The sequence below is a fragment of the Phyllobacterium sp. K27 genome, assembly GCF_054796155.1.
This window is the reverse complement of the sequence record NZ_JBTWND010000003.1, coordinates 559,596-581,463: the sequence shown is the minus strand read 5'-3', so window position 1 is coordinate 581,463 and position 21,868 is coordinate 559,596. Positions and strand designations below refer to the sequence as shown.

At 54.2% G+C, this 21,868-nt stretch carries 19 protein-coding genes; 16 read left to right on the top strand and 3 right to left on the bottom strand.

Going from position 1 to position 21,868, the window contains the following annotated elements; genetic code table 11:
- The first annotated feature begins 54 nt into the window (after positions 1–54).
- From ACYJL1_RS20560 to ACYJL1_RS20550, 3 genes are all read left to right on the top strand, one after another.
- On the top strand, positions 55–1,701 hold the full coding sequence (locus tag ACYJL1_RS20560) for an acetolactate synthase large subunit (RefSeq protein WP_460898922.1): 1,647 nt from the start codon (positions 55–57) through the stop codon (positions 1,699–1,701).
- Between the two features lies 1 nt (position 1,702).
- A complete protein-coding gene (locus ACYJL1_RS20555; RefSeq protein WP_460898920.1) occupies positions 1,703–3,094 on the top strand; it encodes an aldehyde dehydrogenase family protein in 1,392 nt (463 codons plus the stop codon).
- Positions 3,095–3,185: 91 nt separating this feature from the next.
- Positions 3,186–4,019 (top strand): bifunctional allantoicase/(S)-ureidoglycine aminohydrolase, encoded by an 834-nt coding sequence (locus ACYJL1_RS20550; RefSeq protein ID WP_460898918.1) that lies wholly within the window; start codon positions 3,186–3,188, stop codon positions 4,017–4,019.
- Positions 4,020–4,049: 30 nt separating this feature from the next.
- Here ACYJL1_RS20550 and ACYJL1_RS20545 read toward each other — a convergent pair whose 3' ends face one another.
- Positions 4,050–4,520: a hypothetical protein gene (locus tag ACYJL1_RS20545; RefSeq protein ID WP_460898916.1), complete on the bottom strand. Its 471-nt coding sequence runs from the start codon at positions 4,518–4,520 to the stop codon at positions 4,050–4,052.
- Positions 4,521–4,805: 285 nt separating this feature from the next.
- Here ACYJL1_RS20545 and ACYJL1_RS20540 point away from each other — a divergent pair, with 285 nt between their 5' ends.
- The 5 genes from ACYJL1_RS20540 to ACYJL1_RS20520 all read left to right on the top strand — a co-directional run bounded on the left by ACYJL1_RS20540 (position 4,806) and on the right by ACYJL1_RS20520 (position 11,384).
- A complete protein-coding gene (locus ACYJL1_RS20540; RefSeq protein ID WP_460898913.1) occupies positions 4,806–5,432 on the top strand; it encodes a nitroreductase family protein in 627 nt (208 codons plus the stop codon).
- A 123-nt stretch (positions 5,433–5,555) separates the two neighbouring features.
- A complete protein-coding gene (locus tag ACYJL1_RS20535; RefSeq protein ID WP_460898911.1) occupies positions 5,556–7,613 on the top strand; it encodes a TonB-dependent receptor in 2,058 nt (685 codons plus the stop codon).
- Positions 7,613–8,464, top strand: coding sequence for an ABC transporter ATP-binding protein (locus tag ACYJL1_RS20530; protein ID WP_460898909.1), 852 nt, complete (start codon positions 7,613–7,615; stop codon positions 8,462–8,464). Before ACYJL1_RS20535 ends, ACYJL1_RS20530 begins: the two co-directional genes overlap by 1 nt.
- A complete protein-coding gene (locus ACYJL1_RS20525; RefSeq protein ID WP_460898907.1) occupies positions 8,461–9,369 on the top strand; it encodes an ABC transporter substrate-binding protein in 909 nt (302 codons plus the stop codon). The genes ACYJL1_RS20530 and ACYJL1_RS20525 overlap by 4 nt, the downstream gene beginning before the upstream one ends.
- Positions 9,366–11,384, top strand: coding sequence for an iron ABC transporter permease (locus ACYJL1_RS20520; protein WP_460898905.1), 2,019 nt, complete (start codon positions 9,366–9,368; stop codon positions 11,382–11,384). Before ACYJL1_RS20525 ends, ACYJL1_RS20520 begins: the two co-directional genes overlap by 4 nt.
- A 410-nt stretch (positions 11,385–11,794) precedes the next feature.
- Here the strand turns inward: ACYJL1_RS20520 and ACYJL1_RS20515 are convergent, their stop codons facing one another.
- Positions 11,795–12,508 (bottom strand): TetR/AcrR family transcriptional regulator, encoded by a 714-nt coding sequence (locus ACYJL1_RS20515; RefSeq protein WP_460898903.1) that lies wholly within the window; start codon positions 12,506–12,508, stop codon positions 11,795–11,797.
- 156 nt (positions 12,509–12,664) lie between these two features.
- Entirely contained in the window at positions 12,665–13,714 is a 1,050-nt protein-coding gene (locus ACYJL1_RS20510) for an amidohydrolase family protein (protein ID WP_460898901.1), read from the bottom strand.
- 257 nt (positions 13,715–13,971) lie between these two features.
- Between ACYJL1_RS20510 and ACYJL1_RS20505 the strand changes: the two genes are divergently transcribed.
- The 8 genes from ACYJL1_RS20505 (at position 13,972) to ACYJL1_RS20470 (ending at position 21,864) form a co-directional block, all read left to right on the top strand.
- A complete protein-coding gene (locus tag ACYJL1_RS20505; RefSeq protein ID WP_460898899.1) occupies positions 13,972–15,126 on the top strand; it encodes a Gfo/Idh/MocA family protein in 1,155 nt (384 codons plus the stop codon).
- A gap of 2 nt (positions 15,127–15,128) precedes the next feature.
- The gene (locus ACYJL1_RS20500) at positions 15,129–16,286 is read left to right on the top strand and encodes a dihydrodipicolinate synthase family protein (protein WP_460898897.1); all 1,158 of its coding nucleotides are present in this window, start codon (positions 15,129–15,131) and stop codon (positions 16,284–16,286) included.
- 4 nt (positions 16,287–16,290) lie between these two features.
- A complete protein-coding gene (locus ACYJL1_RS20495; RefSeq protein WP_460899184.1) occupies positions 16,291–17,106 on the top strand; it encodes a sugar phosphate isomerase/epimerase family protein in 816 nt (271 codons plus the stop codon).
- Between the two features lie 364 nt (positions 17,107–17,470).
- On the top strand, positions 17,471–18,250 hold the full coding sequence (locus ACYJL1_RS20490; protein ID WP_460899183.1) for an ABC transporter permease: 780 nt from the start codon (positions 17,471–17,473) through the stop codon (positions 18,248–18,250).
- A gap of 28 nt (positions 18,251–18,278) precedes the next feature.
- A complete protein-coding gene (locus ACYJL1_RS20485; protein WP_460898895.1) occupies positions 18,279–19,274 on the top strand; it encodes an ABC transporter substrate-binding protein in 996 nt (331 codons plus the stop codon).
- A 37-nt stretch (positions 19,275–19,311) separates the two neighbouring features.
- On the top strand, positions 19,312–20,106 hold the full coding sequence (locus ACYJL1_RS20480) for an ABC transporter ATP-binding protein (RefSeq protein WP_460899182.1): 795 nt from the start codon (positions 19,312–19,314) through the stop codon (positions 20,104–20,106).
- 91 nt (positions 20,107–20,197) lie between these two features.
- The gene (locus ACYJL1_RS20475) at positions 20,198–20,497 is read left to right on the top strand and encodes a hypothetical protein (RefSeq protein ID WP_460898892.1); all 300 of its coding nucleotides are present in this window, start codon (positions 20,198–20,200) and stop codon (positions 20,495–20,497) included.
- 461 nt (positions 20,498–20,958) lie between these two features.
- Complete coding sequence (locus ACYJL1_RS20470; RefSeq protein ID WP_460898890.1) at positions 20,959–21,864, top strand: S1C family serine protease; 906 nt, start codon at positions 20,959–20,961, stop codon at positions 21,862–21,864.
- The last annotated feature ends 4 nt before the right edge of the window (positions 21,865–21,868 follow it).

Below are 21,868 nucleotides of genomic sequence, written 5' to 3'. Positions count from 1 at the left end.
ACATTCGGGGATTCCCTCGATCGCTCCATCACTAATCAGCACGAGCACAAATTCATGACAAAAGGTTCCGATCTACTTGTTGCAGCGCTTGAGAACGAAGGCGTTGATCGTATCTTCGGCATTCCGGGTGAAGAGAACCTGGATGTCGTCGAGTCAATCCGAAAATCTTCCATACAGCTTGTGCTGACCAGGCACGAGCAGGCAGCCGCATTCATGGCGGCTACTTATGGTCGCCTGACAGGCAAGCCCGGAGTCTGCCTGACGACATTGGGCCCGGGTGCCTTGAATCTTTCGACGGGCGCGGCCTATGCCCTGCTTGGTGCAATGCCCATGATCATGATTACCGGCCAGAAGGGAATATTGTCCTCCAGACAGGCCCGGTTTCAGGTGGTCGATGTGGTGGCCTCTATGAGGCCCTTGACCAAACTGTCGCGGCAGATCGTGTCACCGCAAATGATTCCAACCACAGTACGCGAAGCCTTCAGAATTGCACAGGAAGAACGGCCAGGACCAGTGCATCTGGAACTTCCTGAAGATATTGCAGCGGAGGAATGCCAGCCGGTTCCGCTCATTGCACCACATCCTGTGGAACTGCCGACGGCCAGTGATGTTTCGCTTGATCGCGCTGCTTCGCTCATAGTGGCGGCGAAGCGTCCCTTGTTGATGTTTGGCGCTGCCGCATCGCGCCCGCGTTCCACATCAGACATCGCGCAATTCGTGCTTCGTACGCGGATTCCGTTTTTCACAACGCAGATGGGGAAGGGCACTGTTCCCGGCGGCACTGAATTGTATATGGGAACAGCGGCACTTTCAGAGCGGGATTATGTGCATGAGGCTATAGAACAGGCTGACCTGATCGTTACCATAGGTCATGATACGATTGAAAAGCCTCCCTTCATCATGGGAGCGGATGGTCCGAACGTGGTGCATGTTGGCTATATGCCTGCAACAGTCGAGCAGGTCTATTTCCCGCAATCGGAAGTCATCGGCGATATAGGTCCCTCGCTCAAGGCGTTGGCTGACCGTATCGAAGGCAAACTCCCCAATGCCCAGGCTCTGCTTCATCTGAGAGAAGGCATCCTCAACAGGATTGCTGCACGCGCCACCGAGGACCGGTTCACGCCTCAGCGGCTCGTCCATGACATTCGCGAAGCCATGCCGCATGACGGTATCCTCGCACTCGACAATGGAATGTACAAGATCTGGTTTGCAAGGAATTACCGCACCAAAATGGCCAATACCCTGCTTCTCGACAATGCCCTGGCGACAATGGGTGCCGGTCTGCCCTCGGCTATGACAGCAGCAATGCTTTATCCCGAACGCCGCGTCATGGCTGTTTGCGGGGATGGTGGTTTCATGATGAACAGTCAGGAACTTGAGACAGCCGTTCGCATGAAGCTCAATCTGGTTGTTCTTGTCATCGAGGATGGCGCCTATGGCATGATACGCTGGAAGCAGGCGGTTGACGATTTTCCGGATTTTGGAATGACGTTTGGTAATCCTGATTTCGTGAAGTATGCGCAGTCTTATGGAGCCAGGGGAATACGGGTTACGGAAATCGGGCAGTTCAAACAGGTAATAGCGACAGCTTTTGCCGAAGGTGGTGTCCATCTGATCAATGTACCGATCGACTATTCGGAGAACGAGCGTGTTCTCGTGAAAGAGCTGCGTGAGCGGCTGCCTACAATACTGGAGTCATGAAATGAGGCTTGCGATGAAAGTGTATCAGGCGTTTGACCGCGCAATCATTCAGGAGATCCCAGCCGACGACGGTAATGCCCTGGAGCGCAAGCTGCAGATGGCTGCGCAAGCATTTGCTGATAAGGCAGGCTGGCTGCCAACGCATGAGCGGATGGCTGTTTTGCGCAAAGCCTCGGCGCTGCTTGAGGCAAATCGCGACCGCTTTGCCATAATGATTGCCCGTGAAGGCGGCAAGCCGCTGCCCGACGCCATCGTTGAAGTAACGCGGGCAATTGATGGGCTTTTGAACGCAGCCGATGAATTGCGCAATTTTGGCGGCAAGGAAATCCCGATGGGGCTTACTGCTGCGAGCGCCAATAGGTGGGCATTCACGACAAAAGAGCCGATTGGTGTTGTCGCGGCAATTTCCGCATTCAATCATCCGCTCAATCTGATCGTTCACCAGATTGCACCCGCGATTGCTGTTGGCTGTCCGGTTATCATCAAGCCTGCCTCCACAACGCCTGTTTCCTGTATCGAACTCGTGAAGCTTTTTCGGGAAGCCGGACTTGAAGAGCGCTGGTGCCAGACTTTTCTTACCGAGGACAATGCGCTGGCAGAGCAACTGGCAACGGACTCCCGCATTGCCTTCATGAGTTTCATTGGTTCTGCCAAGGTTGGCTGGTATCTGAAAAGCAAGCTTCCGCCCGGTACGCGTTGCGCGCTGGAGCATGGCGGTGCCGCTCCTGTCATTATCGACCGCGGCGTGGACGTCGACAGGATTGCCGCCAGCGTCGTTAAAGGCGGCTATTATCATGCCGGACAGGTGTGCGTTTCATCGCAGCGGCTTTTCGTGCATGAAGACGTACTGGCCAGTTTTACCGAAGCTTTCGCCGCTAAAGTCATCGCTTTACGTGTTGGTGATCCCGCCTTGAAGGATACAGAAGTCGGGCCATTAATTTTGCCTAAAGAGGTGGATCGCGTAGAAGCTTGGATCAAGGAAGCTGTGGATCAAGGAGCAACACAAATCGGTGGCGGCCGTCTGTCTGAAACAACCTTGCTTCCATCTATCCTGCTCAATCCGGGTCCTGATACGAAAGTATCCAGGTTGGAAGTGTTTGGGCCCTTAACCTGCATCTACGGATACAGCGATCTTGATGTAGCGATCAGTATCGCCAATTCACTGCCTTTTGCCTTTCAGGCAAGTGTCTTCGCTTCGGATATAGCGGTTGCATTGAAAGCTGCCAGACATCTTGATGCATCAGCTGTGCTCGTTAACGACCACACCGCGTTCCGAACCGACTGGATGCCATTTTCCGGTCGTCGCCAATCAGGTTATGGCGTTGGCGGAATTCCGTGGACAATGGAAGAAATGGCGGACGATAAAATGGTCGTGTTCAACCATGTAAGCTGAGTGCGTTAAATACTTCCCATAGTTCCGCTTGACATGCGAAGTCCTGTGCAAGATTGAGCACAAGGTTTCTTACCAGACTCTGGAGTCCACCATGTCCCAAAATCCATATTATGCGCCGCAAGGCGGGCATCCTGCGCAAAGTCAGCTTCTCACGGGGCGTGCGGTGTTTACCACGGCCTATGCGGTAATCCCGAAAGGGGTGATGCAGGATATCGTTACGAGTTCTCTGCCGTTTTGGGAAAAAACGCGGTGCTGGATCATTGCCAGGCCGCTATCCGGTTTTGCTGAAACTTTTTCACAATACATAATGGAAGTTGCACCCGGAGGGGGCAGCACACGCCCCGAAATCGACCCGCAAGCCGAAGGCGTTCTCTTTGTCGTAGAGGGGGAATTGCAACTGACAATTGAAGGCCAAGGGCACACCTTGCAGCCCGGCGGCTATGCCTTCATCCCGCCTTCGACCAATTGGCAGGTGTTAAACATATCGAACGCACACGTTCGTTTCCACTGGGTACGCAAGGCCTATGAGGCGGTGAATGGCATTGAAACACCGCCGCCGCTTCTTCTTAATGATAACGATATTGCCCCGACTGTCATGCCCGATACCGATGGACGGTGGGCAACGACGCGTTTCGTCGATCCTTCGGACATGCGTCACGACATGCATGTCACTATCGTCACATTGCAACCGGGGGCTGTTATCCCTTTTGCTGAGACACATGTCATGGAACACGGGCTTTATGTCCTTCAAGGCAAGGCGGTCTATCGCCTCAATCAGGATTGGGTGGAGGTCGAAGCGGGTGATTTCATGTGGCTGCGTGCCTTCTGCCCACAGGCTTGCTACGCCGGTGGTCCTGAGCCGTTTCGCTATCTGCTATATAAGGATGTCAACAGGCATATGAAGCTTGGTGGCGTGAGGCTCTGATTTCAAAAGAGCCTCGAGCCACCTGCCCGGTTAGTTCTGGTCGGACGTTCCCGGCATCCGGGGCAAAATGCGCTTGGTTCCGCCGACACCCTGCTGTTCGCGGATGGATTTTTGGGCATCAGAAGACAGGCTGCGCTCTTTAGTAAGCCGAGGACGCTCTGGTTTGCTTGGTCGATCAGATCGATCCGGACGCTCTACGACTGGCGGGCGCGGCCTGGGATTGTTATTATCACTCCAATTGGGTCGGCTAGGCCTGTCATCCCGGTCAGGGCGTTCACGCCGCGGGCGATCTCTCCAGTGGCGATCGCGTCTGCTTTCGCGCGAATACCTGTCACGGCGGTCATAACGATCCCTACCATAGTACCCATTATCGGGATAGCTGGAGATGTATCCTCCAGAACCACCATAATAACCGGTGCCTCCGTCATCTGCGACGCACCCGGACAGAACAATTCCAGAAAGACCAATAAGTGTAGCGACGGCGAGAGACTTTATGAACATCGCAATTCCTCCATGCTCATGAACTGGTAGCGCGCCTGAATGTTCCGCGCGTTACCTGAATTAATCTGTAAGGGCCTATTCATTCCAGCTCAAGAATCCCTGCAACTGTATACAGGATTTCTATCAGGCCACATTCCCAGGTCCCGCCCAGTCCCGGCTAAATTGCGCCGATTCCACAAGGGAGACTGACTGAGAGAAACCTGTGATTTTAATAGGACTTTTTTACTCATATTTATTGACGCACTTGATGGCCATGGTTTATACGGCGGGCATAAGGAACAGAATATGACATCATCGTTGCACGAGCCTCTACCCAAGTTATGGCATAATGACCTGCGTAGCGCGGCTTTGGAGACAATGAATCATCGCCGTTCTGTTCCACCCGCCCTCTTGAAGGCCCCCGCACCCAACGATCAGGAGCTGGCTGATATTCTTGCAATAGCCTCGCGTGTTCCGGACCACGGCATGCTGGTTCCTTGGCGGTTTGTGCTTGTGAGAGACCATCAGGCCGAAGAACTGCTCGAGGAACTTTTGCGCGCACACGCCCTTGAAGAAGAGGATGAGAAAGCCAGGCTCGCTATGGCTTCTCGCCTTCGCGCTTGGCTGATAGGGCCACCGCTCATCGTATTTCTAATATGGTGTCCCAAACCCACATCAAATTTTCCGGAACTTGACCAGCTTCTGTGTGCCGGGGCAGTTGCTACGACCTTTCTTCATGCCGCTTATGCCAGCGGATACGGATCAATATGGTTGACCGGATGGCCATCTGTTTCCGAAAGAGTGCGTCAAATTTTCGGTTTGGCAACAGAAGAAAGAATCCTTGGTTTGTTCCCAGTCGGAACGCCAATCAAGTGGCCAGCCGACCGAGCGCGACCGGATGTCAAACATCTCATCAGCACATGGGGCAATTAATTTTTAACAACACGGGGGCGTGCTATGCGATTAAAAAATAGTTTTTTTGTAACTTCAATATCTACACTTGCGTTAAGCTTAAGCTTGCAGTCTTCCCTCGCTCAGGATGCTTCTGAATCGGTGATGCTGGACACCATCACAATCAAAGCTGATCGCTTGGCGTCGTCTCCGGAAAGCATGACCCGCAATGTGACGGTTCTGGACAAAGACGAGATTGAGAAGCTACAAGCGAACTCCCGAGATATTACTGACCTGCTAGGCAAGGTCGTGCCGGGTTTTGGCCTCTCGACCGGTGCATTCACTACATTTGGTCAAGGTCTTCGTGGACGCAGCGCTCTGGTCGTGATTGATGGCGTTCCACAAAAGCTCAACCGTGATACGTCCCGTGATCTTTTCAATGTCGATATCTCTGCCATTGAAAAGATCGAGGTCGTTCACGGCGGCTCGGCACTTTACGGCAACGGCGCGACTGGTGGCATCATTTATATTACGACCTTGCAAGGCGGAGGAGAGCCTCGCTTCAAGACGCGTTTCGAGGTCGGCAATAGCCTTACCAACTTTGGTAGCGAAGGCATCAAAGGACGGCTTTCGCAATCTGTGCAAGGCAGTGTTAATGACACTGATTACGCCCTTTCTTTTTCTGGGGACATCAACAGGGGATTATTTGATGCCAATGGTGATCGGATTGCTCCTGAACCTAGCCAAGGCGATCTCTTTGATACTCTGTCGGGCAGTTTCTTTGGCCGGGTACGGCATCATTTTGATGATCAAAGCATCGGCGCTTCGCTAATTGTCAAAAAGATAAAGCAAGATAGCGACTATGCTGCGGATATCAGCGTTACCAGTGCGCCGCCAGGTGCGGTGCCAGCGCGTGCAATTGACGGGCTGGCACTTGATAAGCAAGGAGGCTTGCTTAACATTCAAGGAACGCTCGACTACAAACATGAGGACATTCTTGGCGGAACCCTGGACGCACAGGTCTTTGCACGGCGTGCGGAATCAAGGTTCTATCCTGCGGACGCCCGCAGAATCTCCAATCGTGCTGCAATCATCCAGTCATATTTCGAGAGCGATGTTTATGGTGGCAGTATCGTTCTCAATACACCTATTCCCCTTAGTGATGATCTTCCGATCAGCCTTATGTGGGGATTGGATACTCAGTTGGAAAAGTCGGTCGGACCCGCAGATCTTTTTGATGGAGAAGCTTTCGACAACAGTAACGGGCGAGTCTTTGATCGCACACGTACAACAATCTGGACGCCGCCTTTCAAACTTGACCAGTACGCTGTTTTCGCTCAATTGGAGGTGAAACCAACGGATCGGATCACAGTCCGAGGCGGCGTCCGCCAACAATGGGCGGATCTTTCGGTGGATCCTTACACGACAATTACCGGTACCCCCATCACAGGCGGCAATCTGGACTTTTCCAGTGCTCTTTATAACATTGGAGTCAATTACGAATTCGTGGATGGCATAAGCCTGTTTGCCGACTTTTCACAATCCTATGATCTTTCAGATATAGGCATTCAGCTTCGCCAGGCTCCGCTTGGTTTCAACCTGAGCGGTAGCAATATCAAGCCGCTGAGCTATGACAACTACGAAGCGGGTATTCGTGCGTCATACGGGGACTTCACCGGAAGTGCAGCTGTGTTCTTAAGCAAGTCGGAGCTAGGTGCGTTGCGTACGGTGGACTTCATTCTTGTTCAAAACCGCGATCCTGAAGAAATCAAAGGTTTCGAGCTGGCTGCCAATTATCGCTTCAATGATCAATGGGCTGTAGGCGGAACAGCGACATTCACGACCGGCGAACGTACAACGGCACAGGGCAAGCAGATTGCACTTGATGGTTTCCGAATCCCGCCAGTCAAACTGACGGGCTACGTCGAGTACATGCCAAAGGAATGGTGGACACTGCGTCTTGAGGGAATCTACAGCGGATCAAGGGATGACGCCTTCAAAGACGGCGTTGCTTTCGGTGGAAGAGAGGTCGATGATTTTGCTGTCTTTAATCTTTCAAGTGAGTTCAAGCTGGAGCGCGGCAAACTGCAACTTGGCGTAGATAATATCTTCAATGAGAATTATTATAATGTTTATGCGCAATTGTTGCGTAACTCCAACAACACCAGTCATATCAAATCACCCGGCACGACGTTCAAGATAGCCTACGAAACTGAATGGTAATGATCCCCAACACCGCAAAAACTGCCTCGTCCATGAATGGCGAGGCGGCTCTTGCCGGAGAAAATCTTTCATTTTCAGTTGGTGGCCGTCTTATTATTGATGCAGTCAGTTGCCGCATTCAACGCGGCCGGATCACTGCGTTGATTGGGCCAAACGGATCAGGGAAAAGCACATTGATGCGGCTTCTGATGCGGTTGGAGAAGCCGTCATCGGGCCGTGTCATGCTGTCCGGACATGATGCCTCGGGCATTGGTAATCGGGACTTTGCTCGATCCGTCGCCTTTCTTCCGCAGGACATGCAGACGCCGCCAGCAATGCTGGTACGTGATCTTGTTGCTTGTGGACGTCACCCTCATCGGTCGCTATGGCGGATGGAGACTGCGAGCGACAGGGCGGCGATTAACGAAGCTTTGTCTATCGCAGATCTGTCACATCTGGCCAACCGGCCAATGGGAGCGCTTTCAGGAGGAGAGCGGCAGCGGGCGTTGATTGCCATGGCTCTCGCGCAAGAAACTGAAATTCTGATGCTGGATGAGCCAACGACCTACCTTGACCTGCGTTATCAAATCCAGATTCTTGAACTTGTTCTCCGGTTGCATCGGGAACGCAACATGGCAGTCTGTTGGATTTTACATGATTTGAATGAAGCTGCAGCTTACAGCGACGACGTCATGGTTTTATCTCAGGGACGTTGTGTCGCCTATGGTGCTCCTGAAACTGTGCTCACCCCACACGTTGTCCATGATATTTTTGGCGTACAGGTGCTGAGCTTATCCCATCCAGAGGACGGTGGGCCGATCCTTGTTCCTTCTCGCGGCTTCAAACCGTTTCGATATCAGGATAAGCAATGACAATCATCGACCGTCGCCATTTTTTGCGTCTTTGTGCCGCGACGGCAACTTGGTCGGCATCGGGGGGAGCTTGGGCGGGCACCAAGGCGCCCCGCATAGTGGCGCTGGAATGGCGATATGCCGATCATGCCCGTTCGCTTGGCATAACCCCTGTTGGCATTGCCGATCTTGCCGAATACAAACGCCAGTTTTCAACCGATGAGATGGCTCTGGAGGCTCGAGGCACGCTCGATATGGGACGGCGGCAGGAGCCTTCTCTGGAAGCCATTATCGCGGCAAAACCGGACATCATCCTTGGCGTTAATTTTCGTCACGAGAGAATCCGGGCGCAGCTGTCCGAAATTGCCGAAACGGTACTCTATACATACACGCAGACCGGGGCCGGGAACAATGATCAGCTTGCACTGATGCTGGATGAGCTGCGTGAGCTCGCTCACAAGATCGCGCGCGATGCCGTAGCAACACGTGCGCAGTCTGAGCTTGATCAGTTTGTCGCGGAAAAAGCCGGAAAACTTGCAGCCAAAGGCATAACCGGCCCCATTGTATTTGCGCAGTTTCCAGCTGGCGTGAACAATGTCCGGCTGTTTACTCAAAACTCTTTGCCGGTGCGGTTGCTGGATGGGATAGGTCTCGTCAATGCCTGGCATGGCAAATCGGAGGGCTATGGCTTTACGACGATAGGACCTGAGGCACTCCTTGGCCTTGGTGATGTTACTTTTCTTGGAGTAGCCATAGGACCGGACAACAGCTACAGCAGACTTGCAAAAAACCCGTTATGGCAAAGTCTGCCTTTCGTTCGGGCAAATAAGTTCCATCCCCTTACTGACGTTGTATGGCCCTTTGGCGGAATACCGGCTGCCCAGGCATTTATTGGCCAAATCACCGAGACTTTGCTGCAATCATGAATTCTGCCGCTTCAGACAGGCCTACCGTTGGCTTGATGATAACTGCTGCGGGTGTTGCCGGGGTACTTCTGCTTATATACTGCCACATGCGGCTTGGCATTGATGCTTCGTTCTCAATAATCATTGGGAGCATTCTGGAGCCGTCGCACGACGATCCGGCTGGCATGTTGCTTCATTACCTGCGTCTGCCCAGAACATTGGCTGCTATTCTAACCGGCGCGTGCCTTGCAGTTGCAGGTACGCTTTTTCAAGCTGCCACGCGCAATCCTCTGGCTTCGCCGGGGATCCTTGGAGTAACCGCCGGTGCTCAGTTATTCGTTGCACTGGCTGCGGTTATTCCGGGAATTGCTCTCGTTCTACCACACACACTTGCAGCAACCGTGGGCGGCATTGCAGCAGGTTGCATTACGTGGATCGTTTCGCGGGGAAATGAAACGGGGCCGGTCAGGATTGCGTTGTCCGGTATGGCGGTGTCTCTCATGGCAGGTGCAGCTGCCGCCGCATTGGCTTTGCTGAACGAGACCGCTGGTGCCAGCCTTTACCTGTGGAGCGGCGGCAGTCTGGTTCAAACTGATTGGAATGTACCCATCAATGCTTTGATAGGGTTTGCGCCGGCTTTCCTCCTGTCACTGCTTTTTGCAAGACAGTTCGACATTCTTGCCCTGGGTGATGATACAGCCCGAATGCTCGGGCAAAATCTAGTCCTTGTGCGCGGTGCTGCTTTGACTATCGGCGTCTGGTTATCCGCCTTGGCCGTAACGCTTGCGGGTCCGGTGGTCTTTGTTGGATTGGTAGCGCCAAACCTCATGCGCATGGCTGGAATAACCCGGCACATGGTTCTTCTTCCCTCTGCCATGCTTGTTGGCATAGCTCTGACGATCGGAGCTGATCTTATCGTGTTACGGCTGTCTGCGAATGCTGGTGAATTATCAGTCGGTGTTCCCATTGCGATGATTGGAGCACCCGTGCTTGTTTTTCTGGCCTGGCGCCATGCGCGCGAGAACCATTCAGTTGTCGAGTTCGCAACACGGCGACGCTTAAGCTACGGCTTTCCGAAAGTTCCGAAGATTGCCACGCTTTTGGTTCTGTTTGTCGTCATCAGCACTCTTGGCCTCATGAGCGGAGGCCGGTTTTCCAATCCTCAGGAGCTATATGCATTCCTCACCGGTTCAGCCACGCCTGATATACAACAAATTCTGGAACTCCGTGCGCTTCGGATTGCAGGATCATCTCTGGGTGGTGCGCTTCTGGCGCTTTCGGGGCTTGTTCTTCAGGGGGTGATCCGAAACCCTCTGGCGAGTCCTGAGCTTGTCGGCGTGACACAAACCTCGGGTCTTTTCGCGGTCATCATGATCCTTGTTTTTCCGCAGTTTGGTTTTCTCGGAGTGCAGACAGGTGCAATAGTTGGCGGACTGGCCGCAGCTACTCTCATCGGTGTTCTGGGTTTGCGATTGCATCTTGCACCCTCGGCTCTGGCCCTGATCGGTCTTGGACTGGCTGCTTTTGCTGCTTCTGCTGCAACGGCGCTGGTAATCGGGGGTGGTTTTCAGGCCAGTCAAGCTGCTACCTGGCTGGCCGGTTCCACCTATGGCTTCAGCGCAGACGATCTCCTGGTTCTGACTGCCGGGTTACTGGTGATGGGGCCGCTTGCATATTTCCTGCTCGCTGTCACGGACATGCTGGGTTTTGGCCAACGGAAAGCGGCGAGCCTCGGCCTGAACGTGAAGATGACCCAATGGGCCCACCTTTTGATGGGGGCTCTGTGCGCCAGTTTGGTTGCAGCCGTCTTCGGGCCTGTTTCCTTCGTAGGCCTGATGGCACCCCATGTGGCAAGACTTCTTTCTCCTGGTCGCCACAGGAATCTGATGCCCGTGACATTGATCGTCGGGGCAATTTTGATGGTCACGGCTGATTGTCTTGGGCGCACAATATTTGCACCAGTAGAAATTCCCGTCGGCCTGATGACTGCCGTTATCGGTGCGCCCTTCATACTCCTTATCCTGCGCCGGGCCTAACAAGTTCCTGGAGCGGCACCTGGGCCGTGTCGACAATCGGGAATATATGCCGCGTCGACTTGTGCGGAAGGAGCAAGCCTCGCTGGGCACGATCCATAATCGTATCTGGATCAAAATTGATGCCCGCCCGCCAGCTGCCCAAGCGAACCTCTTGGTAGTCGAACTCCATGACGAGCACGAGCGTGAGCCCCAGGCGTAGCGCGGCCGCATGGCGATGATGTCCATCCAGAGCCACAAAGAGCGATCGACGTGATCAAACTGAGATGCGGGGTTTTGCAGAAGCTTCGCACTTTCAAGTATGCGAGGAAATTGGCGATGTAATCAAGACCTGCCACTGTTTTTATAATCGAGAGACGGCTTTTCGGGGAGAGTCGAGCGGTAGTTAAAAACATTCCTCTCCACGGTTAAGCTCACTCCAAGTGTTCAGCAGCTGCCGCGCTGGGCTCCGGGATTGTGACGTAGCTTAAGACAATCTGCTTTATATGCTCCAGTCGCTCCTTCCGCGCGTCTTCGCTAAGAAGGTTCCGTCCGAAGATCTCTGATAGCGTGTAGTTGTTTGAAAGGTAGAAGTACGACAACGCAGCTATCGAGATATAGAGCTGGACCGGATCAATCCCCTTCTTGAACGTACCTGCAGCCTCGCCGCGCTGGAGAATGGTTCCCAGCATGGAGACAAGAGGAGAGTTGAGGTTCTGGATGTTTGGAAGTGTCTGGATGTGTCTTGCTCTGTGCAGGTTCTCGCTGTTCAAGAACGTGATGAACTCCGGATTCTCGACATAATAGTTCCAAGTGAATTCAGCCAAGCGACAAATCGCTTCCGCAGGATCAAGTTCGGTTAGATGAAGGTCGGACTCTGCACTACGAATCTTGGCGTAGGCGTTGGCAATTACCTCTGTGTACAGCCCTTCCTTGTTTTTGAAGTAGTAGAAGATCAGTTTCTTGTCGAGGTTGGCCCGCTCGGCGATGCGGGCCATGCGGGCACCCCCGAGACCGTGCTCGGCGAACTCCTCTCCAGCAACATCCAGTATCAACTTCTTGGAGCGGTCGGCGTCGCGAAATTTCGTCAGGACATCTGTTGAGCTTTCGTCTTCAGACGCAGATGCGTTCAATTTACGTCGCGCCATTGGGCGTTAGCCTTTCGCATGAGATGATATCGGATCGATTTAATCTCCTCAGAGAATGGATCAATCTTAGAACTCGGGTTAACATTTTTGAGTATCTTTCCAAAGTCTAGTATGAATAAGGCCTTTGTCGAGCGCCAGATGCGGGCTCCATGGCACTCAGAACTGTGAATCGAAGGAAGACTTCGACAGAGCCTGGATGTTGTGGTGGCCGATTGTGGAGATTTCATCCTTCGACAGTCCAGCTGCGTTGAACGACCGAAGTGTTTCCCGGACGAGATATGAACCGCCCTCCGCGTCGAACGGGAAGTCAGTGGCGAAGACCACATGATCAAGGCCGAAGAAGTCCAGACCGCATTGAAGCGCCCCGGCGGCCCCGGACAGGGACGTGTCGCCATAGAACGCCTTGAAATATTTTGATACCGGATGTTTCAGACCACTGGGAAGCAGATGCGCATCGACAGGAGGTGTCCTTGATCCCATTTCGAAGCCCAGTCCCTGTTCGATGCGACCGGAGAAGAACGGGATCATCCCGCCCATGTGATGGGTGATGATCCTCAGATGCGGGTGGCGGTCAAACAATCCCGACAGTGCAAGCCGCGCCATAGACACGGTCGTTTCATATGGCCATCCGAAGCACCACCAGATCTCGAATTTAGATTTCTCTTCGGTGGGATAATCTGCCGTCGGTCCCCTGATTGGGTGAAGCCAGACCGGGCGGCCTGTCGCGGCGAGGGCATCCCAGATGCCGGAAAACCTCTTATGATCAAGAGCAACGCCCTGGACGTGAGTTGGCAACTGGAAACCGATGGCGCCAAGCTGGACTGCTCTTTCTATCTCCGAGATGGCCGCGCTTTCGTCTGTCATGGCAATCCCGGCCACGAAATAGGGAAACCGATCCGGAAAGCGTTGTGCAAGATTCGCTAACCCATCGTTCATGAGCCTCGCCAATGTTGCGGCTTCCTGTGTGTCAGCGATCTCGTCGAAGGCTGGCATGGATGGCGTCAGAACTTGCTGATACCCCTCAAATTTGGCCATCAGCCGAAAGCGTTCGCCAAGGTCGAACAGCGGTGTGAGGGTAACCCAGCGCTTTAGCGGTCCGGCAGCGGTTGAGAGGGACTTGATCTTCTCAAAGTACTCCTCGGGAAAGATATGAGTCCATCCATCAATCATGATCGGAACGTCGTTTGCGCCAGGTTCAAGGGCCATCGTCACTCTTCCTTAGGTACGGATTGCACGCTGATCGGCTTTATCATTTGGAGCTGACGACCGCACGGCGGTGGCAGGTGTTGGGGCTTCCGTTGGGACGCGACCTTCTGCACCGATAGTCTTAAATAATTCACCGTTTGATGAATTGTCAACTTGCCAAACGCGCTGATGTTTGTAATAAAGCGATTAATTCTCCAAATGGTGAATTGATCGGAAATATCGCAGGACAGGTAACTGTCAACACGGGAGGCCTAACAATGTCCAAGGACAGGAAGATTGGTATCGTAATGCACGGCGTGACGGGCCGGATGGGAATGAATCAGCATCTCATCCGGTCGGTGCTCGCAATCAGGGATCAGGGTGGCGTGGTTTTATCTGACGGCAGCCGCGTGGTGCCGGATCCAATCATCGTTGGTCGCGACAGCTCGAAGATCGAGCGTCTTGCCAAGACGCATAACGTCGAGCGCTGGACCACTGATTTCGACGCCGCACTGGCCGACTCTTACAACGAAATTTTCTTTGATGCAGCCTCGACGAAGCTTCGTCCAACCCTGCTGCGCAAGGCAATTGATGCCGGCAAGCATGTCTACTGCGAAAAACCGATCTCCGAAGGCCTTGAAGAAGCGGTAGAGATCGCGAAATACGCGAAGTCTAAAGGCGTGAAGAACGGCATTGTCCACGACAAGCTTGATCTCCCTGGCTTGATCAAGCTGAAGCGCCTGCGCGACAGCGGCTTCTTTGGCAAGATTCTCTCTGTGAAGGGGGAGTTCGGTTATTGGGTGTTCGAAGGCGATTATCTTCCCGCACAGCGGCCGAGCTGGAACTATCGCGCCGCAGATGGCGGCGGCATGGTCTCCGACATGCTTTGCCATTGGCGCTACGTACTTGACAACGTCATCGCCCCGGTCAAATCGGTTAGTTGCACGATTGCGACCCACATCGACAAGCGTTGGGATGAAGCGGGTAAGGAATACGCGGCCACCGCCGATGATGCTGCCTACGCGACGTTCATGCTGGAAGGCGGTGTCGTCGCACATATCAACTCGAGCTGGTGCACCCGCGTCCGCCGTGACGACCTGGTGACGTTCCAGATCGACGGAACCCACGGATCGGCTGTTGCCGGTCTTCACAAGTGCTACAGCCAGCATCGGGTCAATACGCCGAAGCCTGTTTGGAACCCGGACGTCGCTCAACCGCTCGATTTCTACGAATCGTGGGAGGAGGTTCCGGACAACGTACCGTTCGATAACGGCTTCAAGGTCCAGTGGGAGCAGTTTCTGCGCCATGTTCTTGAGGATTCTGAGTGGCGCTACACGCTCGCTGAGGGTGCGAAGGGCGTCCAACTCGCCGAAGCGGGATACAAAAGCGCCCGCGAACGCCGCTGGATCGATATTGAAGATCTGGAGTTATGACGATGGCATCGGTTATTCTTCCTACAAGAGATGGTGGACTCGAGAACTTCGAGATCGCGTCTGCGCCGACGGTTATCCAGGGAGCTGAGTGGAACCGGACGGCGTATGCGGCTGCCCATGTGGTCGTTGATCCCTTTGCCGATAATGATCCATGGCTCGACTGCGCCGTCGATTGGGACCGGACGCTTGCGTTCCGTGAACATCTTTGGTCCAAAGGTTTCGGCGTCGCCGAAGCCATGGACACAGCGCAGCGCGGCATGGGCATGGATTGGCCGACATCGCTTGAACTCATCAAGCGGAGCGTCTCTCTGGCAAGGGCTGGCGGACACCTGATCGCCTGCGGTGCCGGAACAGATCATCTCCCCGCCTCGGACACCGTGACAATTGAAGACGTTATCGCCGCGTATGAGCAGCAGTGCGAGGCGGTGGAGGCAGCCGGAGGACGCATCATACTCATGGCCTCGCGCGCGCTTGCGAAAGTCGCCAATTCTCCCGACGATTACCGAAAGGTCTACGGACGCATTCTGGGCTCTCTAAAGAAGCCTGCCATCCTTCATTGGCTCGGAGAGATGTTCGATCCGGCGCTCGAAGGTTACTGGGGCGACAAAGATCACATGGCGGCGATGGAGACGTGCCTCAGCGTGATCACCGAGAACGCCTCCAAGGTCGACGGTATCAAGATCTCGCTGCTGTCGGCGGAGAAAGAAATCGCTATGCGGCGTCGCCTGCCCGAAGGGGTGAGGATGTATACCGGCGACGATTTCAACTATCCGGAACTTATCGCGGGGGACGAGCACGGCTACAGCCATGCTCTGCTCGGCATCTTCGATCCGATCGCCACCGCCGCGGCTCAGGCGCTCGGCGCTTTGAACAAGGGAGACAAGGCGGCCTACCATGTCGCGTTCGATCCCACGGTTCCGCTATCGAGGCACATTTTCAAGGCTCCAACCCGTTTCTATAAGACGGGCGTGGTCTTCATGGCCTATTTGAACGGGCATCAGGATCACTTCACGATGCTCGGCGGACAGCAGAGCACGCGATCTGCCCAGCATCTTGCTGAGATCGTGCGTCTGGCAAGCAAGGCGGGTCTCTTCGACGACGCCGATCGTGTCGCCAAGCGCGCTGCACGGGTTCTGGCCACGTATGGAATCGGAGTGTGACATGCTGAGCGCACAACATCTGTCACTCAACACAGCGACCGTCAGGGCGCAGTGGAACCTTCGTCAAGCTATTGAGGGCTGCGCACGTCACGGTTTCGGCGGGATTTCCCCGTGGCGCGACAAGCTTGAGGAGCTCGGAGCAAATACAGCTGCCAGACTTATCAGTGATGCAGGCCTGTCCGTTTCGGGGTTGTGCCGTGGAGGTTGGTATACGATGGAAAACCCGCTGGACCAGAAGGCAATCGATGACAATAAGAGGGCCATAGACGACGCGGCGACGATCGGTGCGGAGTGCCTCGTCATGGTCGTCGGCGGCATCGTTCCCGGGTCCAGAGACATCGCCGGAGCCAGGCAGATCGTCGAGGAAGGGCTTGCTCAATCGCTGGAGTATGCCCGCACCTGTGGTGTCAATATCGCCATTGAGCCACTCCATCCGATGTACGCGGCAGACCGAGCTTGCATAAACACCATGCGACAAGCTCTCGATATCTGCGACAGGCTTGGTCCAGGCATAGGGGTGGCAGTGGACGTATATCACGTCTGGTGGGACCCGGAGGTCGAGGAGCAGATTGACAGGGCGGGACCGGAACGCCTGATGGCGTTCCATATTTGCGATTGGTTAGTGCCCACCACGGATCTGCTACTCGACCGCGGCATGATGGGCGACGGTATAATAGACATCCAGAAACTTAGATCACGGGTTGAGGTTAACGGCTTTAAAGGCCTCAACGAGGTGGAGATATTCTCCGCGAATAACTGGTGGAAACGAGACGCCGACGAAGTGATGCGCACAATCGTCGATAGAGCTGCCAACTGCTGACATGCCTGCAGGGAGAAATATGAGGATTGTGTCTGTAATCAGCGAGCGATCTGGCATGATCCTCATGCGAATTTCAATCGGATTCAACTGAAATCGAGGGGTGCCCTATTGACTTCCAACACGAAGTTGCACACTAATTCCCTAATTGGTGAATTAATGAATTATACGGGATGGTTGAGCCGTGGGAAGCTTGTAGAGGCGCGATCTGAGCGGGAGGAAAATCGCTACCCGGAGCGTTTCGAGGCCAGGATTCACCGGCCGCAGGTCCATAGATCTGCCTGGTTGGCCGACACCACAGAACTCTTAGAGGAGGAGATTACGTGATGAGTCATATCCAAAAAACGGAAGCGTGGAGGAAGTCCTGATGCGGATACTCAACTCCCCGCTCGTGAGGCCGGTGCTACTGGTCCTTTTCCTGATTGTCGTTTGGGACGTTTCCATTCGTCTGTTCGATATCCCTCCCTACCTCGTCCCAGCTCCTTTCGACGTCGCGGTACAGATGTATGCTCAATGGCCCATGCTGCTGTCGGAAACTGTTCCAACTTTGCAAGCAACAGTTGGCGGCTTTCTGCTTTCCGTACTGATCGGTGTGCCGTTGGCCATGCTCATTGCATATTCCAAGACGATAGAGAGTTATATCTATCCGCTGCTCGTGTTCTCGCAGAGCATTCCGAAAGTTGCCATCGCGCCTCTATTCGTTGTGTGGTTCGGTTTCGGTCTCTTCCCCAAGATCATCGTAGCGTTCCTGCTCGGCTTTTTCCCGATCGTGGTTTCCACCGTTCTCGGTTTTAAATCGCTTGAGTCGGACATGATCGACCTGGCGAAGTCCATGGGCAGTACCAGACTGAAGATGTTCTATAAGATCAGCCTGCCGAATGCCCTTCCGGCGATCTTCGCAAGCATGAAGGTCTCCATCACGCTGGCCGTTGTCGGTGCTGTCGTCGGCGAGTTCGTGGGCTCGAATTCGGGCATCGGCTACGTGCTCCAGCGGGCGAATGGCAATTTCGATCTGCCGCTGATGTTCTCCGCGCTGATCATACTGTCACTCATGGGTGTGCTGCTGTTCGTGATAATCGACATCATCGAGAAACTGATGCTGCCATGGCACATCTCCAACCGTCTGGCCATCGTTGACGCGCATTGAAATATTCAACAAAGAGGAGGAGAGTCTAATGAAAATTTCCACTATGGTTTTCGGCGCAGCCGTAGCCTTCGCAAGTGCCTTTTCCCAACCAAATCCGGCCGCTGCGCAGGGGCCTGAGAAGGCCACCCTGATGCTGAACTGGTATGTCACGGGGCTGCACTCGCCAATCATTCTTGGTGTGGAGAAAGGCTTCTTTAAGGAGGAGGGTGTCGATCTCGAAATCCAGGAAGGGCGCGGCTCCGGACCCACCGTTCAGGCAGTTGCTGCCGGCAACGTCATGATCGGCTTCGCCGACCTGACAACTATGATGGCTCTTGCCGTCAAGGGCGCTCCTGTCGTGTCCATCGGCTCGGCGCTTCAGCGCAGCCCCTTCGCCGTCATCAGCCTGAAAGAGAAGGGAATTGACACTCCGGAGAAGGTCAAGGGACTCACGATCGCCATGACGGCGGGCGATTCTCCTTCCCAGTCATGGCCCCTTTTCCTGGAGAAGAACAATCTCAAGGCCGATGACTTCAAGACGGTTAACGGTGACGCCAAGACCAAGGTCAACTCCGTGATAACAGGTCAGGCTGATGCACTGCTTGGCTTCGCGACCGACCAGGGGAGTCAGATCGAAGCGGCCACGGACAAACCAGTCACGAACATGCTGTTCGCTGACTTCGGCGTCAACAGCATCGGCTCTTCGTTCATTGTTAATACCAAGACCGTTCAAGAAAACCCCGAGCTACTCAGGAATTTCATGCGCGCAGCTACCAAGTCCTTCGAATACGCGTCCGAACATCCTCAGGAAGCGGTGGACGCCGTCCGCAAGGCTCATCCTAATTCCGGGACTTCGGAAAGCTTGATGACGGGTCTAAAGACAGCTATCTCGCTCTTCAAGGCCAAGGAAACAGAGAACCTGCGGCCTCTGCGCGTGACGCGTGAGCAAGTCGAAGAAACCATCGCAACGATGATCGCAGTTGGCACGCTCAAGGCATCGGACAATGATGTCGGCAAGTACTACACTGACACCTTCCTTCCGTGAGGGGCCGGTTATGAGAACGCTACGCGCATCCGAGGAAATGATGACAGACAAGTTCCCCAAGCCGGTGGAGAGACGGACACTGATCCAGTTGAACAGTGTCACGAAGAAATTCGGTTCTTTCGAGGCTCTTAAACCGATCGACCTCTCGATCAAGGAAGGCGAGTTCGTGTCCGTCGTGGGTCCATCGGGCTGCGGCAAGAGTACGCTTCTCAAGCTGGTAGCGGGGCTGGCACCGGTTACTGAGGGCGAGCTTCTACTCGCCGGGAAGAAGATCTCTGGGCCTCAGACCGATGTCGGCATTGTTTTCCAGAGCTCGGTGCTGCTTGCCTGGCGGAACATCATCGATAATATTCTCCTTCAGGCGGAGATGCGCAACATGAACAAGGGCGAGGCGCGCAAGCGCGCTGAAGCCCTGATCTCAATGGCTGGCCTGCAGGGATTCGAGAAGAAGTACCCGTGGCAGCTTTCCGGTGGCATGCAGCAGCGCGCTTCGATTTGCCGTGCACTGCTGCATGACCCACAGGTACTCCTGATGGATGAGCCTTTCGGCGCGCTTGACGCGATGACACGCGAAAAGATGAATGTCGAACTGCAGCGGATATGGCTTGAGTCGAGGAAGACCGTTCTGTTGATCACGCACAGCATACCCGAAGCGGTCTACCTGTCGGACAGGGTAGTCGTCATGAGCGAACGTCCAGGGTCGATCGCGGCGATCTACGATATCGATCTGCCGAGGCCCCGCGATCTCAGTGTAATGGGTTCAGCGCAGTTCGGTTCGTATACGAAGATGATCCGGCAGCACTTCTACGCTCAGGGCTCGCTCGACCACTGATGGGGCAGGGAGGCTGCTGGCCCCCGTGCGAGCCGCTTCCGTGACCGTCAGATAGCGTAGGGGCGCCGACAACTGCTTGGAGGATGCAACTATGATCGGTATGGAAATCCCATGGACCAGGGAAGCCTCTGACCTCACCTACAGCGAAGCGCTCGTCCGTGCGCAGTCCGCGCGTTGGTCGAAAGGTTCCTTTATCATTTTTTTTATTGACGGCTCGGAACACCAATTCTTCTTTAGCCCCAACCAATCCGAAGAGATGGTATTGACGGCGCTCAGAGCGCGGGGCATACCCTACACCTCTGCGGACGTTGCTCCTATCGTAGCTGGTTTGGCAACGCTTGTTGGCTTGATGGTCGTGTCACTTGTATTCGTGACCGAAGTTTCGATGTGAGGTCGCCCATAAGATTCACGGGCCTTAAGCGCAGCGAATAAGCCAAAACATCCGCTCCACTCACGAGAATTCTGCATGAAAAATTCGCGCATTGGTTGGGCGGTAAGAATCTCTCGCATTTTTTATCGGCGCTGCGATCGCGGCTTTGGCCTGCGTCATTCTCCTTGTGTGCAAGCCAAAGGCAACATCACCCGTCCCGGAGGAAATAGGCAATCCGTTCCTATATCTCACGTTGGAACCTGTAGCAGTTGGCGCATTTCGAGAGGTCGAACGTCCTTTCAGTCAATTCACCGATGTGCATATATTAATATCCAGGCCCACGTCAGAACTCGCCTGCGTTCAAGAATGTCGTGGATGCACTTTGCGTCTAGGCATGCGGTGCGGTTTGACAACTGGAACAGAAGTCATCAATTCGCTGTTTCATATAAAATACGTTACCCTCCACGCTTGAGATGGATGCCATGACGACCAACACGCTTTCACAATCAATTGTAGCTTTGCGCTCTGTGATTCCGGACGACGCCTTTACTGCATCTGCACTTGGGACAGTCAGAGAAGGTAGTGGTGTGGTCATTCGCGCAGACGGATTACTGCTGACGATAGGCTATTTGATTACTGAAGCCGAGGAAATTTGGCTGACCCGGCACGATGGACGTGTGGTTCCTGGACACGTACTCGCTTATGATCAGGAAACCGGGTTTGGCCTCATTCTCCCCATGACCCCTCTTGATCTTCCTCCGGTGAAATTTGGAGATGCTGATGCAGCGTCACTGGGCAATCAGGTAACCCTGATTGACGGGTTGGGGAGGGTGGTCAGGTCAAGAATTGTCGCAAAACAGGAGTTTGCTGGATACTGGGAGTATCTACTGGATGAAGCAATATTCATCGCACCCGCACACCCATCATGGGGCGGTGCCGCGCTCTTTGATGCGGACGGAAAGCTCCTTGGTATCGGCTCTTTGCATCTGCAGACGATGATGAATGGAGATCGCGCCGACATAAATATGGTCGTGCCAATCAATCTGTTGCTGCCTATCCTCGACGATCTGCTCGTTCAGGGGAGGGTCAATAAGCCACCGCGACCTTGGCTCGGAGCGTTTTCTGCTGAGAGCAACGGCAAGGTTATTGTCATGGGCATCTCATTGGATGGTCCGGCCGCTCAGGCCGGCCTGCGTGAAGGTGATATCATCTCTGAAATTGAGGGCGGTGAAATCGATGGTTTAGCCGATTTCTACCGAAAAGTCTGGAAGAGTGGCCCGGTCGGAACCGAGATGCCAATAAGGGTCATTCGAAATGGACGGGAGATATGGCTACGCATAAAGACGGCTGATCGCAACAGCTTTTTGAAAAAGCCTCAGTTGCAGTAGCTTT